The organism is Streptomyces sp. NPDC006259 (assembly GCF_042870975.1).
GTDB lineage: Bacteria > Actinomycetota > Actinomycetes > Streptomycetales > Streptomycetaceae > Streptomyces.
In genome coordinates, this window is sequence record NZ_JBIAHY010000013.1 from 83,828 (window position 1) to 98,044 (window position 14,217).

Annotated in this window: 10 protein-coding genes and 2 tRNA genes; 2 read left to right on the top strand and 10 right to left on the bottom strand. The window is 70.8% G+C overall.

Annotation, left to right across the window (positions count from 1 at the left end):
* Nucleotides 1-48: 48 nt before the first annotated feature.
* The 4 genes from ACFYO5_RS36870 to ACFYO5_RS36885 all read right to left on the bottom strand — a co-directional run bounded on the left by ACFYO5_RS36870 (nt 49) and on the right by ACFYO5_RS36885 (nt 3,148).
* Nucleotides 49-1,224, bottom strand: a complete 1,176-nt coding sequence (locus ACFYO5_RS36870) for a 4-hydroxybenzoate 3-monooxygenase (RefSeq protein WP_388717863.1) — start codon at nt 1,222-1,224, stop codon at nt 49-51.
* A gap of 419 nt (nt 1,225-1,643) precedes the next feature.
* Nucleotides 1,644-2,033: a hypothetical protein gene (locus ACFYO5_RS36875; protein WP_388717865.1), complete on the bottom strand. Its 390-nt coding sequence runs from the start codon at nt 2,031-2,033 to the stop codon at nt 1,644-1,646.
* A gap of 383 nt (nt 2,034-2,416) precedes the next feature.
* Nucleotides 2,417-2,490, bottom strand: a tRNA-Leu gene (locus ACFYO5_RS36880).
* Nucleotides 2,491-3,065: 575 nt separating this feature from the next.
* Nucleotides 3,066-3,148: transfer RNA gene (locus ACFYO5_RS36885), tRNA-Leu, on the bottom strand.
* Nucleotides 3,149-3,539: 391 nt separating this feature from the next.
* Here ACFYO5_RS36885 and ACFYO5_RS36890 point away from each other — a divergent pair.
* Both ACFYO5_RS36890 and ACFYO5_RS36895 read left to right on the top strand, forming a co-directional pair.
* Nucleotides 3,540-4,310 carry an ABC transporter ATP-binding protein gene (locus ACFYO5_RS36890; protein WP_356568640.1) on the top strand — a complete coding sequence of 257 codons (771 nt, stop codon included), beginning with the start codon at nt 3,540-3,542 and terminating at the stop codon, nt 4,308-4,310.
* Nucleotides 4,311-4,474: 164 nt separating this feature from the next.
* Nucleotides 4,475-7,003 carry an ABC transporter permease gene (locus ACFYO5_RS36895; protein ID WP_388717868.1) on the top strand — a complete coding sequence of 843 codons (2,529 nt, stop codon included), beginning with the start codon at nt 4,475-4,477 and terminating at the stop codon, nt 7,001-7,003.
* Between the two features lie 66 nt (nt 7,004-7,069).
* Here ACFYO5_RS36895 and ACFYO5_RS36900 read toward each other — a convergent pair whose 3' ends face one another.
* The 6 genes from ACFYO5_RS36900 to eno all read right to left on the bottom strand — a co-directional run bounded on the left by ACFYO5_RS36900 (nt 7,070) and on the right by eno (nt 14,161).
* Nucleotides 7,070-8,359, bottom strand: coding sequence for a class I SAM-dependent methyltransferase (locus ACFYO5_RS36900; protein ID WP_388717871.1), 1,290 nt, complete (start codon nt 8,357-8,359; stop codon nt 7,070-7,072).
* 409 nt (nt 8,360-8,768) lie between these two features.
* Nucleotides 8,769-10,172 carry an NAD(P)/FAD-dependent oxidoreductase gene (locus ACFYO5_RS36905; RefSeq protein ID WP_388717874.1) on the bottom strand — a complete coding sequence of 468 codons (1,404 nt, stop codon included), beginning with the start codon at nt 10,170-10,172 and terminating at the stop codon, nt 8,769-8,771.
* 453 nt (nt 10,173-10,625) lie between these two features.
* Nucleotides 10,626-11,567, bottom strand: a complete 942-nt coding sequence (locus ACFYO5_RS36910) for an exopolyphosphatase (RefSeq protein ID WP_388717877.1) — start codon at nt 11,565-11,567, stop codon at nt 10,626-10,628.
* Nucleotides 11,567-12,169 carry a DUF501 domain-containing protein gene (locus tag ACFYO5_RS36915; RefSeq protein WP_388717880.1) on the bottom strand — a complete coding sequence of 201 codons (603 nt, stop codon included), beginning with the start codon at nt 12,167-12,169 and terminating at the stop codon, nt 11,567-11,569. Before ACFYO5_RS36915 ends, ACFYO5_RS36910 begins: the two co-directional genes overlap by 1 nt.
* Nucleotides 12,170-12,224: 55 nt before the next feature.
* Nucleotides 12,225-12,704, bottom strand: a complete 480-nt coding sequence (locus ACFYO5_RS36920; RefSeq protein ID WP_388717883.1) for a septum formation initiator family protein — start codon at nt 12,702-12,704, stop codon at nt 12,225-12,227.
* 170 nt (nt 12,705-12,874) lie between these two features.
* Nucleotides 12,875-14,161, bottom strand: coding sequence for a phosphopyruvate hydratase (gene eno, locus ACFYO5_RS36925; RefSeq protein ID WP_388717886.1), 1,287 nt, complete (start codon nt 14,159-14,161; stop codon nt 12,875-12,877).
* Nucleotides 14,162-14,217: the final 56 nt, after the last annotated feature.

Below are 14,217 nucleotides of genomic sequence, written 5' to 3' on the forward strand. Positions count from 1 at the left end.
GGGATCCGCCGGGATCCGCCGGGATCCGCCGGGATCCGCCGACGACGGTCACCCGAACGGGAACCCGGTGTAGGCCTCCGCAAGGTCGGTCTCGGCGGCCCGTGAGGAGGCGATCCGTTCCAGGCGGGCGAGCTGGAGGCGTTCCTCGAAGGGGGTGGCGTCGGGGGCGCGGTGCAGGAGGGTCGTCATGTCGTGGGAGAACCGCTCGGCCTGCCAGACGCGGCGCAGGCAGGTCGCCGAGTAGGCCTCCAGCAGCTCCGCCGATCCCGTCCGCCGCTGGTGGACGAGGGCACGGGCGAAGGTGACGACGTCGCCGACGGCCAGGTTCAGGCCCTTGGCGCCGGTGGGCGGCACGATGTGGGCCGCGTCGCCGGCGAGGAAGAGGCGGCCGTGCCGCATGGGCTCGTGGACGTAGGAGCGCATGGGGGTGACCGACTTCTGGGTGATCGGTCCGCGCTCCAGCGTCCAGTCGTCGTCCGTCTCGAAGCGGCGCTCCAGCTCGGCCCAGATCTCGTCGTCGCCCCAGGCCTCGGCGTCCGTCCCCTCGGGCACCTGGAGGTAGAGCCGGGACACGGACGGGGAGCGCATGGACAGCAGGGCGAAGCCTCGGTCGTGGCGGGCGTAGACCAGTTCGTCGTGCGAGGGCGGCACGTCGGCGAGGACGCCGAGCCAGCCGAAGGGGTACGTGCGCTCGAAGACACGCGTCAGTTCGGCGGGTATCGCCGTACGGGAGACCCCCCAGAAGCCGTCGCAGCCGACGACGTAGTCGCATTCCAGGACGTCCTCACGGCCGTCGCGCCGGAACCGCACGCGGGGGCGGTCGGTGTCCGCGCCTCCGACGGCGAGCGCCTCCGCCTCGAACAGCAGGGGGCCGCCCTCCTTCAGCCGCAGGGCGATGAGGTCCTTGCACACCTCGGTCTGGGCGTAGACGGTGACCGACCGCCCGCCCGTCAGGGCGGGGAAGTCGACGCGATGGCGCCTGCGGTCGTACCGCAGCTCGATCCCGTCGTGGCGCAGCCCCTCGCGGTCCAGGCGTTCCCCGGCCCCGGCGGCGCGCAGGACGTCCACCGTGCCCTGCTCCAGGATCCCGGCGCGCTGGCGGTGTTCGACGTAGGCCCGGTCACGGCTCTCCAGGACGACGGAGTCGATGCCGGCCTCGTGCAGCAGCCGCGCGAGGAGGAGGCCGGCGGGGCCGGCGCCGATGATGCCGACGGTGGTGCGCATCGGACGTTCCCTTCAGACGGGCGTCATCGCCACGGGGTCGTTGGGTCACGGGTGTCAGGGACACTTGTTCGCAGAGTGAAAATTTCTTCACTGTCGCCGGACGTGAGTCTGCGCGCGTGTTCCCCGGGTGTCAACGGGTCGGGCGGGAGGGGACGGGGGCGCGACGCCAGTTCGACGGACGGCGGGCCGTCGTGAGGCGCGAGGTGCCCGGAACCGGACCTCGAACCCGACCCGTCACTCCGTTCGCCCCTCGTGGCCCCGTGGGCGGAGGCCACTCAGGGCGATCTCGCGCGGGTGGCATGAAGAAGCCCCGCATCCGGTGCTGCGGGGCGGTCGCCGCCGGTGGTGCTACGCGCGATGGCTGGGGACCCCCTCGATCCATTCGAAGGGGTGACTGCGGAGGGTGTGGGGGTGGGCGGTCAGGCGTCGGGGTCGACTTCGGGGTGCGTGAACCGCACGGGCTTGCCCAGCGACCGGGCGTAGGCGATTTCGGCTCGGGTGCTGTCTCCGATGTAGTCGCCGACCACGAGCACCTCATCAGCGAGCCGGACCTTCGCTCGGTGCAGATCGTCGAGTCGACTCTTCAGCGCCTCGGCCTCGACAGGATCGGACCAGAGGTCGTGCGGCGACTTCACGTCGCAACCCGGCTTGACGACAATCCTTCCGGCTTCGGTCTCCCGCAGATCGGCCTCGGTCATCTCGGCCATGAAACGGGTGGAGCCGCAGATCACGACGATACGCGGGAGGCTCAAGCGCTTCTTCGCGTCGGCGAGTTTCTCCTCGGGGGTGAGCGGTCGCGGGTATGACACTGGTTCCTCCCGGTGGTGCGAGAACGAGGGTGTCCAAGATCGTTGGAGAGCTCGGCCTCGAACGGTACCGAGGGCCCACTCCCGGAGGGGTCATAGCCGCGTCACGCAAAGCATCCTCGCGCCGACCGCCGCGATCCGGCACAAAGACGCCACCGGACAAACCGTCCCGCGCTCACTGATCGCCCACGATCACCGACCCCTTGGAACAGATCATCCAGCCGGCCGACACTGGCGGCTCCGGCGCGGCCGTTCAGGCTGCGGCTCCGCCGGAGTCCTCGTCGTCGTTCCGGGCGCCGCCCCGTCTGCCAGGCGGGATCTCGATGACACGCCCGTCGCGGAGGACGCCACAAACAGGACAGCCCGCCTCCTAGAGGCGGGCTCGGTGCCCGGGGCGGGATTCGAACCCACACTGCTCCGCGTTTAAGGCGGCTGCGTCTGCCAGTTGCGCCACCCGGGCCCTGACCGGAGGGCGGACAGCGACCTTACTGGGCTCAGGTGACGGTCGCTCACATCGCCCGCGCGGGAGCCGGGTTGAGCCGGCGCCGGACTGCCGGTTCCGCGCCTCGATCATGACTTGCCGGGATGCGTTCCCCACTCCGTTCGGGGCGGGAACACCGGCCCCACCGCGCCGGGGCCGAGCCGCTCCAGCCGCTCGTTCGCGAGGCCGACGGCGACTTGCCGACGGGCACGACGAGGTCCTCAACGGACGACCGAGCACAGCTGGCGTCACCGGCCGGCCGCCACCGCCACGTGGCCGCGAGCCGACAGGACCGGCCGCAGCCGCAGGCCTTCGCGCGGCCGGGCATCGAGGGGCGGACACCGTCCGAACCGCCGCGCCTGGACCTCCACAGAGAGGCGGACCGCGTCCTCACGCGCACCTCCTCGCGCCGCTCCGGCTTCCCCACCCGACGTACGCCACGACGGCGAGCCGGAGGCGTCGGGCGCCGGCGGTGCTTCGGCGGTGCGTCGGCGACACCCATGAGCGACGGCGCCGACCGGTCATTCACCAGTCAGGCGCCGTGAGCATCGAAGTGCCCGGAACCGGACTTGAACCGGTACGCCCGCGAGGGGCAGCGAGGTTTAAGCTCGCCGTGTCTGCATTCCACCATCCGGGCAGGCCATCGGCTCCGCGACGAAGCTCGACCCTATCGGGAGGCGTCGGATCAACAGGGGCTGGGCGGACCGATGTTGTCTTATTTTATTGAGTTCTGAGGGGTCATCAGCCCTGGAACAGGCCATCCGCACATGCCAACAGCCTCATGTGCGGCGTCCGCCCATGCGGACGGAATGACGGGATTTCACCGTCCAAACAAGGGTGCTCCACCCGTTCTCGACGAACGCTCCCTCAGGGGTGTGTGTCATCCCCTGGTATGACGAGGCGGCCCGTGGTCCCTCCGAAGTCTGCCCCCGGAACCGGAACAGCGGCTGACTACACGGCGCCGGACGGCCGGGACGATGGAGTCAGTCCCGAAACGAACAACGCCGTCGTCCGACAGGAGCCCTTCCGTGACCACCACGCCCCTCGCCGACCGGACCACCGCCGTGGCCGCACGTGCCACGGATCTGTCCAAGACCTACGGACAGGGCGAGACCCAGGTGGTCGCCCTGGACCGGGTCTCCGTCGACTTCCGGCAGGCCGAGTTCACCGCGATCATGGGCCCCTCCGGCTCCGGCAAGTCCACGCTGATGCACTGCGTGGCCGGGCTGGACACCTTCTCCTCCGGCTCCGTGCGCATCGGCGACACCGAGCTGGGCTCCCTGAAGGACAAGCAGCTCACCAAGTTGCGCCGGGACAAGATCGGGTTCATCTTCCAGGCGTTCAACCTGCTGCCCACCCTGAACGCCCTGGAGAACATCACCCTCCCCATGGACATCGCCGGCCGCAAGCCGGACAAGGAGTGGCTGGACAACGTCATCCGGATGGTGGGGCTCGCCGACCGGCTGCGCCACCGCCCCTCGCAGCTCTCCGGCGGCCAGCAGCAGCGCGTCGCCGTGGCGCGCGCCCTGGCCTCCCGGCCGGACATCGTCTTCGGCGACGAACCGACCGGAAACCTCGACTCGCGTTCGGGCGCCGAAGTGCTCGGCTTCCTCCGCAACTCCGTGCGCGAGCTGGGCCAGACGGTCGTCATGGTGACCCACGACCCGGTGGCCGCGGCGTACGCGGACCGCGTGGTGTTCCTCGCGGACGGCCGGATCGTCGACGAGGTGTACGGCCCCACCGCCGAGTCGGTCCTCGACCGCATGAAGCAGTTCGACGCCAAGGGCCGCACCAGCTGATCCCGGTCAGGACCCACGGGACCCACGGGACCCACGGGACCGACCGCACCGGCAGGACCGGCAGCACCGGCACGCCCGACACCACCGGCAGCACCGCAGCACCGGCACGCCCGACACCACCGGCAGCACCGGCAGCACCGGCAGCACCGAGAAGAAGAGAACCCATGTTCCGTACCGCCCTGCGCAACGTCCTCGCGCACAAGGCCCGGCTCCTGATGACCGTGCTCGCCGTGATGCTCGGCGTGGCCTTCGTGTCGGGGACCCTGGTCTTCACCAACACCATCTCCGACGCCTTCCAGAAGAGTTCCGCCAAGGGATTCGGCCAGGTCGACGTCGCCGTCACGGCCGAGTCCGGCGAGGACGAGGGCGACCGCATCGGCAAGACGCCCGAGCTGACCCAGGCCCTGCTCGACGAGAGCGCCAGGGTTCCCGGCGCCGCGTCCGCCATCGGCGTCGTCGGCGGCTTCACCGCGATCGCCGACAAGGACGGCAAGCTCGTCGGCGGCGGCTTCCAGTCGCAGGGCGGCAACTACTGGGGCGACAAGGACCCCCGGTACGCGCTGACGGAGGGCACCGCCCCGCGCGGCCCCGACCAGATAGCCCTCGACTCCGAGACCGCCCGGCGGGCCGGCTACGAGGTCGGCGACACCGTGCGCCTCTCCGTGGACGGCCCCGTCCTCACCCCGAGGATCACCGGCGTCTTCACCACCGACGACGGCAACGTCGCCGCGGGCGGCAGCCTCACCCTGTTCGACACGGCCACCGCCCAGCGGCTGTTCGGCAAGAGCGGCACGTACGACGAGATCGACGTCAAGGCCGCCGCCGGCACCTCGCAGACCGCGCTGAAGGCCGCCCTCGACAAGGCGCTGCCGAAGGATTTGGTCGAGACCACCACCGGCGAGCAGCTCGCCGACGACCAGGCGGAGATGATCTCCGCCTCGATGAGCGGTCTGAAGCAGGGCCTGCTGGTCTTCGCCGGCATCGCGCTGTTCGTCGGCACCTTCATCATCGCCAACACCTTCACCATGCTGGTCGCCCAGCGCACCAAGGAACTGGCACTGCTGCGCGCGGTCGGCGCCTCCCGCCGGCAGGTGACCCGGTCGGTGCTGATCGAGGCGTTCGTCGTCGGTACGGTCGCGGGTGTGACCGGGCTCGTCGCGGGCGTCGGCATCGGCGCCGGACTGCGCTCGCTGATGGGCACCCTGGGGGCGACCGTCCCCGACGGTCCGCTGGTCGTCTCGCCCGGCACGGTCGCGACCGCCCTCGCCGTCGGCGTCGTCATCACCATGCTGGCGGCCTGGCTGCCCGGCCGCCGGGCCGCGAAGATCCCGCCGGTCGCCGCGATGAGCAGCGTGCACGCCACGGCGTCCGCCAAGTCGCTGGTGCTGCGCAACACCATCGGCGCCCTGTTCTCGGCGGCCGGCGTCGCGGTGGTCATCGCGGCCACCACCATGAGCGGCTCCGACGGCCAGGCCCCCATGGGGCTCGGCGCGGTCCTGCTCGTCGTCGGCGTCTTCGTGCTGACCCCGCTGTTGTCCCGGCCGCTGATCGCGGCCGCCTCGCCGGTCCTGCGGATCTTCGGGGTGTCCGGCAAGCTGGCCCGGCAGAACTCGGTGCGCAACCCGCGCCGGACGGCCGCCACGGCCTCCGCGCTGATGGTCGGCCTGACCCTGATCACCGGTATGACGGTGATGGCGGGCAGCCTGCAGAAGTCGATCGACAAGATGGCGGCGGAGGCGATCAAGGCCGACTACGTCGTGTCGATGGCGAACGGCAACGGCCTCTCCCCCGACGTCGAGAAGAAGCTGAAGGCGACCGACGGGGTGGCCGTGACCAGCCCGCTGCGCAACGCCCCCACCCGCATCGACGGCCGCACCGAGTACGTCACCGGCGTCACCGGCTCCGCCATCGGCCGGCTGACCGATCTCACGCTCGACGACGGCTCCTTCGAGGTCGGCGGCGCCAAGGTCGTCGTGGACGACGACACCGCCACGTCACACGGCTGGAAGGCCGGCTCGGACTTCACGGTGTCGTACGAGGACGGCGAGAAGCAGCGGCTGACCGTCGCCGGGGTCTACCAGGGCAACGAGATGATCCAGGGCATCATCCTGGACAACACGGCCCTCGCCCCGCACCAGGACGAACCGACCGACATGCAGATCATGGTCAAGACGTCCGGCGGCGCCTCGGACGCGACGAAGGACAGGCTGGAGAAGGCCCTCGGCGTCAACCCGGCCATCGTGGTGCAGAGCAAGCAGGACCTCTCCGACGAGATCGCGCAGATGTTCACGCTCGTGCTGAACATGCTCTACGGCCTGCTCGCGATGGCCGTGATCGTGGCGGTGCTCGGAGTCATCAACACGCTGGCGATGTCGGTGTTCGAGCGCTCGCAGGAGATCGGCATGCTGCGGGCCATCGGGCTGGACCGGCGGTCGGTGAAACGGATGGTCCGACTGGAGTCGCTCGTCATCGCGCTGTTCGGCGGAGTGCTCGGCATCGGGCTCGGCGTGTTCTTCGGCTGGGCCGCCGGTGAGCTGCTCGGCAGGTCGATGGCGACGTACGAACTCGTCCTGCCCTGGGGCCGGATGGCCCTGTTCCTGGCGCTGGCCGGCGCGGTCGGCGTGCTCGCGGCGCTCTGGCCGGCGCGGCGGGCGGCCCGGCTCAACGTGCTGACGGCCATCAAGTCCGAGTAGGGGAAGGTGGTTCGGGGCCCCGTCGGACGCGCCGACGGGGCCCCTTCCCATGCCTGCCCGGAGCGGTCAGTTCCAGGTGCGGGAGCGCAGGGGGAGCCCGGAGCTGCCGGAGGGCGGGGTGCGGACGGCCAGGACCTGGTTGACGCCGATGCGGTGGCGCTCGAAGGCGAGCACGGAGGCCGCCATGTAGAGACGCCAGACACGGGCCCGGCCCGCACCGGTCAGCCGCACCGCACGGTGCCAGTCGGCCTCCAGCCTGGCCACCCAGTGGCGCAGGGTGAGGGCGTAGTGCTCGCGGATCGACTCCACGTCACGGACCTCGAAGCCGGCGCGCTCCAGCTGGGTGACGGTGGAGCCCAGGGGGGCGAGTTCGCCGTCCGGGAAGACGTAGGCGTCGATGAACTCGTCGATCTCGTAGCTGCTCTCCTCGCGCCGGGGGCGGCGGGCGATCTGATGGTTGAGCAGCCGTCCGCCCGGCTTGAGGAGGGCGTGCAGGACACCGGCGTACTCCAGGTACGTGTCGGCGCCGACGTGCTCGGCCATGCCGATGGAGGAGATCGCGTCGTACGGCCCGTCGGTGACGTCCCGGTAGTCCTGGACGCGGATCTCGACCCGGTCGGTGAGGCCGGCGTCGGCGACGCGCTTCCGGGCGTACGCCGCCTGCTCCTGGGAGAGGGTGATGCCGACGACGCCGACGCCGTGCTCGCGGGCCGCGTGGATCGCCATCGAACCCCAGCCGCAGCCGACGTCCAGCAGGCGCTGACCCGGTGCCAGCGCGAGCTTGCGGCAGACCAGTTCGAGCTTGTCGTGCTGGGCCTCCTCGAGGCCGGCGCCCGGATCCGGCCAGTAGGCGCAGGAGTACACCATGGACGGACCGAGGACGATCTCGTAGAAGTCGTTGCCGACGTCGTAGTGGTGGCTGATCGCCCGCCGGTCGGTGCGGCGGGTGTGGAGGTGGGTGGTGCGGCGGACCTCCTCGGGCGGCGGGGCGGGCGGCAGCGGAGGGCCGGCGAGTCTCAGCAGTCCGCGGACCGCGGCCCGGACGTCGGGGTCGCGCAAGGCCCCGGCGAGGGTACGGGCGTCCTCGCCGCGGTCCCAGATGTGGCCGGAGAGCAGGCCGAGGGCCGTGTACAGGTCGCCCTCGACGTCCAGGTCCCCGGCCACCCAGGCGCGGGCCAGACCCAGTTCGCCGGGCTTGAAGAGGAGCCGGCGGATGGCCCGGCGGTGGCGTACGACCAGGGCCGGAGCGTCGGGTGGGCCGGCCTGGGAGCCGTCCCAGGCTCGGATGCGCAGCGGGAACGGGGCTCCCAGCAGCTGTTGGACGAGGGCATGGAGCCGCGGCGCGGCGTCTGCCATGGTGCACACCTCCGTGACGGTGATCCCGGATGTCCTTGCACCACGTAAACACCTGCGGGGCCTCACCGCAGTCCCCTCCGGGGGTTATGGCTGGGCAAACCATCCGGGTGGGTTCGGTTCCGCCGCGGGGCTTTGCCCCGGACCCCGGATTCGCCCACCCGCCCGCCCGACTCGGTGGGCTGCCAGTCGCCGCCGCGGGGCTTCGCCCCGGACCCCGGATTTCGCCCACCCGCCCGCCCGACTCGGTGAGCTGCCAGCCGCCGCCGCGGGGCTTCGCCCCGGACCCCGGACCTTGCCGCGGGCTTCGCCCTGGGTTGCTTGGGGGTTTGGGGTGGTCCGGCGTGCCGGAAGGGGCCGCTCGCACCACGGATGGCGAGCGGCCCCTTCCGGGGTGTTCAGTGGCCGGAGGTCAGGAGGCCTTGGCCTTCTCCGACTCGGGCTTCTCGGTCTTCTCCGCTGTCGGCTTCGCCGCTACCGGGGCCGGCTTCGCGGCCTCGTAGAACTCCTCGCGGGGGGACTCCAGCGCGCCGAGGGCGACGACCTCGCGCTTGAGGAACATGCCGAGCGTCCAGTCGGCGAAGACGCGGATCTTGCGGTTCCACGTCGGCATCGCCAGGCCGTGGTAGCCGCGGTGCATGTACCAGGCGAGACGGCCCTTGAGCTTGATCTTCATCTTGCCCATGACGATCATCGCGACGCCCTTGTGGAGGCCGAGGCCCGCCACCGCACCCTTGTTGGAGTGCGAGTACTCCTTCTGCGGGAAGCCCCGCATACCGGAGATCACGTTGTCGCCGAGGACCTTGGCCTGACGGAGCGCGTGCTGCGCGTTCGGCGGGCACCAGGCGTTCTCGACGCCGGCCTTGCGGGCGGCGACGTCGGGGACCTGGGCGTTGTCGCCGGCGGCCCAGATGTAGTCGGTGCCCTGGACCTGGAGCGTGGCGGCCGTGTCGACGTGACCACGGGGGCCCAGCGGGAGGCCGTAGCGGGAGAGGACCGGGTTCGGCTTGACGCCGGCCGTCCAGACGATCGTGCTGGAGTCGACCTCGAGTCCGTTCTTCAGCACCACGTGGCCGTCGACGCAGGAGTCCATCGAGGTGGAGAGGTAGATCTCCACGCCGCGGCTCTCCAGGTGCTCCTTGCCGTAGGCGCCCAGCTTGGGGCCGACCTCGGGGAGGATCCTGTCGGCGGCGTCGACGAGGATGAAGCGCATGTCCTCGCGGGACACGTTCTTGTAGTACTTGGCCGCGTCGCGGGCCAGGTCCTCGACCTCACCGATGGTCTCCGCACCGGCGAAGCCGCCGCCGACGAAGACGAAGGTGAGCGCCTTGCGGCGGATCTCCTCGTCGGTGGTGGAGTCGGCCTTGTCGAGCTGCTCGAGGACGTGGTTGCGCAGGCCGATGGCCTCCTCGATGCCCTTCATGCCGATGCCCTGCTCGGCGAGGCCGGGGATCGGGAAGGTGCGGGAGACCGCGCCGAGGGCGATGACCAGGTAGTCGAAGGGCAGCTCGTACGCCTCGCCGACCAGCGGGGCGATCGTGGCGACCTTGCGGTCCTGGTCGATGGTGGTGACCCGGCCGGTGAGGACCTCCGCCTTGGGCAGCACGCGTCGCAGCGGGACGACGACGTGGCGCGGGGAGATGTTGCCGGCGGCGGTTTCGGGAAGGAAGGGCTGGTAGGTCATGTACGACCGGGGGTCGACGACCGTGACGGTCGCCTCGCCGTAGCGCATCTTCTTCTGGATACGCCGAGCTGCGTACAGGCCTACGTACCCACCGCCTACTACGAGGATCCTGGGACGCTCCGTGGTGCTCATGCCATCGAGTATCCACCCGGTTGAGGGGGGTCGCTCGTGCGCCCCTTCACAAGCTTCCTCGGCGTGTGTGCTATCCTCCGCCGCTCACGTGATCCACGTCATGGTGCGCGAGGGGAACCCGTGGGCCTCCGGTGCCGTTGTCAATGCCGCGTGAGCTGCCTCTCCAGGCTTCGAGGTGCCGAGTGAGGGCTCGGAAACAGACCTCGTGCACCTCTCGCGCCGTGTCCGCGTCCTCTGCTTTTGAACATGTTCACCCACCCTCCGGGACCCCGGAAGGGTCAACCGGCCCCTCTTCGTCCTCCGGCAGGGCCGTTTCTCTTGTGAAGAACTTCACGAAGTTTTCCGGAGGGGTGCGACCGAGGGGCGTGTCCCGGCCGGACCGAGCCCCTCGATCACGCTCAAACGGTGTCCCACCTGCTCAGCGGAGACCCCTCGGCCGGGAGGACGGAGCGGCTACGCGACGGACCAGGCGATGCCGTCGAGGATGTCGTGCTCGCTCACCACGACCTCCTCCGCGCCGATCCGCTCCATGATCGACAGCAGCACCAGCGCGCCCGCGGCGATGACGTCGACCCGGCCCGGATGCATCGACGGGACCGCCGCACGCTCGGCGTGGGTGGAGCCCAGCAGCCACTCGGTGATCTCGCGGACCCGTTCCCGGGAGACGCGGGAGTGGTGGATGGCCCGCGAGTCGTACGCCGACAGCTCCTGCGCGATCGCCGAGACCGTCGTGACCGAGCCGGCCAGGCCCACCAGCGTGCGCGCCTCGCGCAGCGGGACCGCGCGCTGCGCGAGGTCCAGCGCCGCCTCGACGTCGGCGCGCATGGCGGCGACCTGCTCCGCCGTGGGCGGGTCGGTGACCGTCCCGTCCACGACCAGGTGCCGTTCCGTCATGCGCACGCAGCCGACGTCCACCGAGCGTGCCGCGCGCACCCGGTCGTCCCCGACGACGAACTCGGTCGAGCCGCCGCCGATGTCCACGACGAGGTAGGGCTTCGCCAGGTCGTCACGGCCCGTCAGTTCCCTGGTGGCGCCGGCGAAGGAGAACTCCGCCTCCTGGTCGCCGGAGATCACCTCGGGCTCGACGCCCAGGATGTCCAGCACCCCGCGCACGAACGCGTCCCGGTTCTCCGCGTCGCGCGAGGCGGAGGTGGCCACGAAGCGCAGCCGCTCGGCGCCGTGCTCCTTGACGACCGCCGCGTACTCCCGGCAGGCCGCGAAGGTCCGCTCCAGCGCCTCGGGCGCGAGCCGCCCGGTCCGGTCGACCCCCTGTCCGAGCCGCACGATCGTCATACGCCGGTCCAGCTCGGCCAGTTCGCCCGTCCCGGGGTCGGCGTCGGCGACGAGCAGACGGATGGAGTTCGTACCGCAGTCGACGGCGGCGACGCGCGTCATCAGGCGTCTCCCTCGACCGGTTCGAAGGCGAAGTGGCCCGCCCCGTCCTGCGAGGTGTGGACCTCGCGGCCCGCACCGGACGGCGGCTGGGCGAGCGTCACGCAGGTCCCCTTGGCCCACCACTGCGGCAGCATGGCCAGAGCCTCGTCACCGAGCGGGTTCACGCCCGGCCCGGCGGCCAGGGAGTGGGCGACCAGCACGTGCAGGCACTTCACCCGGTCCGGCATTCCTCCCGCGCTGGGGAAGTTCCTCAGCTCCTCGATCTCGTCCCGGCGCCGCACATAGTCCTCGTGCGCCGCGCGGTACGCCGCCGCCAGCTCCTGATCGGTCTGGAGCCGTTCCGTCATCTCCTTCATCACGCCGTTCGCCTCCAGCGTGCCGATCGCCGAGTTGGCCTTCGGGCACGTCAGGTAGTACAGCGTCGGGAAGGGGGTGCCGTCGGGGAGGCGGGGAGCCGTCTCCACCACGTCCGGCTGGCCGCACGGGCAGCGGTGGGCGATCGCGCGCAGTCCGCGCGGCGGGCGCCCGAGCTGCTGCTTGAAGGCCTCGACGTCGGCGTCGGTGGGCTCGGTGCGGGGAGTGGTCGGCGGGGGGGTTTCCATGCCTGTACGAGAGTCTCTCTGTCAGTTCATCGGTCGCGGGTTCAGCGGTCGCCGTTCAGCGGTCGCCGGCGGCGTCGGCCTTGTCGACGGCGTCCCAGACGTTCGAGTACCAGGGGCCGTCGGCGGCTCCCTGGTCGGCGCGGGACTGTTCGGCTGCGTCGGGGTCGATGACGATGAAGCCCGTCTCGCCCGGCATCACGTAGTGCAGCCGGAGCCGGATCTGCTGTTCGGCGTAGGCGTCGTCCTGCCAGCGTGCCTTGAGGTCGCGCAGTTCTTCCACCCGCTCGCGGGCCTGCTCCCGCTCGCGCTGGACGTCGGCCATCTCGGCGCGCTGGGAGACGTACTGCCGCATGGGGTAGGCCAGGGCCACGATCAGGGTGCACAGGACGAGCGCGAGGAGGGCCGCGCGGCCGGTGAGGCGGGAGCGGCGGGCCTGCCGCTTGGTCTGGGACCGGTAGACCCGGGCCGCGGTCTGCTCGCCGAGCAGTTTGATCCTGGTCGCGGTGGAGAAACGGTCCCGGTCCTTCACGGCCATGTCGTCCCCGCCTCCCGTCTCACACGTGCGTACGTCCCCGGACACGGTACGGGACCGGTACGGGGACGTACGTACGACTGGCTCAGGATGGGCCCTTACGGCTCAGCCGAGCCCGCTCCACCCTGTTCGGCTGTTCGGCCCAGCCCTGCGAGGCTCGGCCGTGTCGGGGCTCAGCCCTTGAAGCGGGGGAACGCGCTGCGGCCGGCGTACACCGCGGCGTCGTCGAGGATCTCCTCGATGCGCAGCAGCTGGTTGTACTTGGCGACGCGGTCCGAGCGGGCCGGGGCGCCGGTCTTGATCTGGCCGCAGTTCACCGCGACGGCGAGGTCGGCGATGGTGACGTCCTCGGTCTCGCCGGAGCGGTGGGACATCATGCACTTGAAGCCGTTGCGCTGGGCCATCTCGACGGCGTCCAGGGTCTCGGTCAGCGAACCGATCTGGTTGACCTTGACGAGCAGGGCGTTGGCGGAGCCCTCCTCGATGCCGCGGGCCAGGCGCTCGGGGTTGGTGACGAAGAGGTCGTCGCCGACGATCTGGACCTTGTCGCCCAGCTTGTCGGTGATGACCTTCCAGCCGGCCCAGTCGTCCTCGTACAGCGGGTCCTCGATGGAGACGAGCGGGTACGCGGAGACCAGCTCCTCGTAGTACTCGGTCATCTCGGCGGCCGAGCGGGACTTGCCCTCGAACTCGTACGTGCCGTCCTTGTAGAACTCGGACGCGGCGACGTCGAGCGCGAGCGCGATCTGCTCGCCGGGGACGTAACCGGCCTGCTTGATGGCCTCGATGATGAGGTCGAGCGCGGCGCGGTTGGACTCCAGGTTCGGGGCGAAGCCGCCCTCGTCGCCCAGGCCGGTGGACAGACCCTTGGTCTTCAGCACCTTCTTGAGCGTGTGGTAGACCTCGGCGCCCCAGCGCAGGGCCTCGGAGAAGGACTCCGCACCGATCGGGGCGATCATGAACTCCTGGATGTCCACGTTGGAGTCGGCGTGCGAGCCGCCGTTCAGGATGTTCATCATCGGGACGGGCAGCAGGTGCGCGTTCGGGCCGCCCAGGTAGCGGAACAGCGGCAGGTCGCTGGCCTCGGAGGCGGCGTGCGCGACGGCGAGGGAGACGCCGAGGATGGCGTTGGCGCCGAGCGAGCCCTTGTTGTCGGTGGCGTCCAGGTCGAACATCGCCTGGTCGATCAGGCGCTGCTCGGTGGCGTCGTAGCCGACGAGTTCCGGGCCGATCTGCTCGATGACCGCGAGGACGGCCTTCTCGACACCCTTGCCGTGGTAGCGGTTGGGGTCACCGTCGCGCAGCTCGATGGCCTCGAAGGCACCGGTGGAGGCGCCGGACGGGACGGCGGCACGACCCGTGCTGCCGTCGTCGAGGCCGACCTCGACCTCGACGGTGGGGTTGCCTCGCGAGTCGAGGATTTCCCGGGCTACGACGACGTCGATGGACGGCACGAGCATCTCCTTCTTGGGATGTGACGCTGGTTGTGCGGGGCACGAGAGGGCCGTGATGAGCC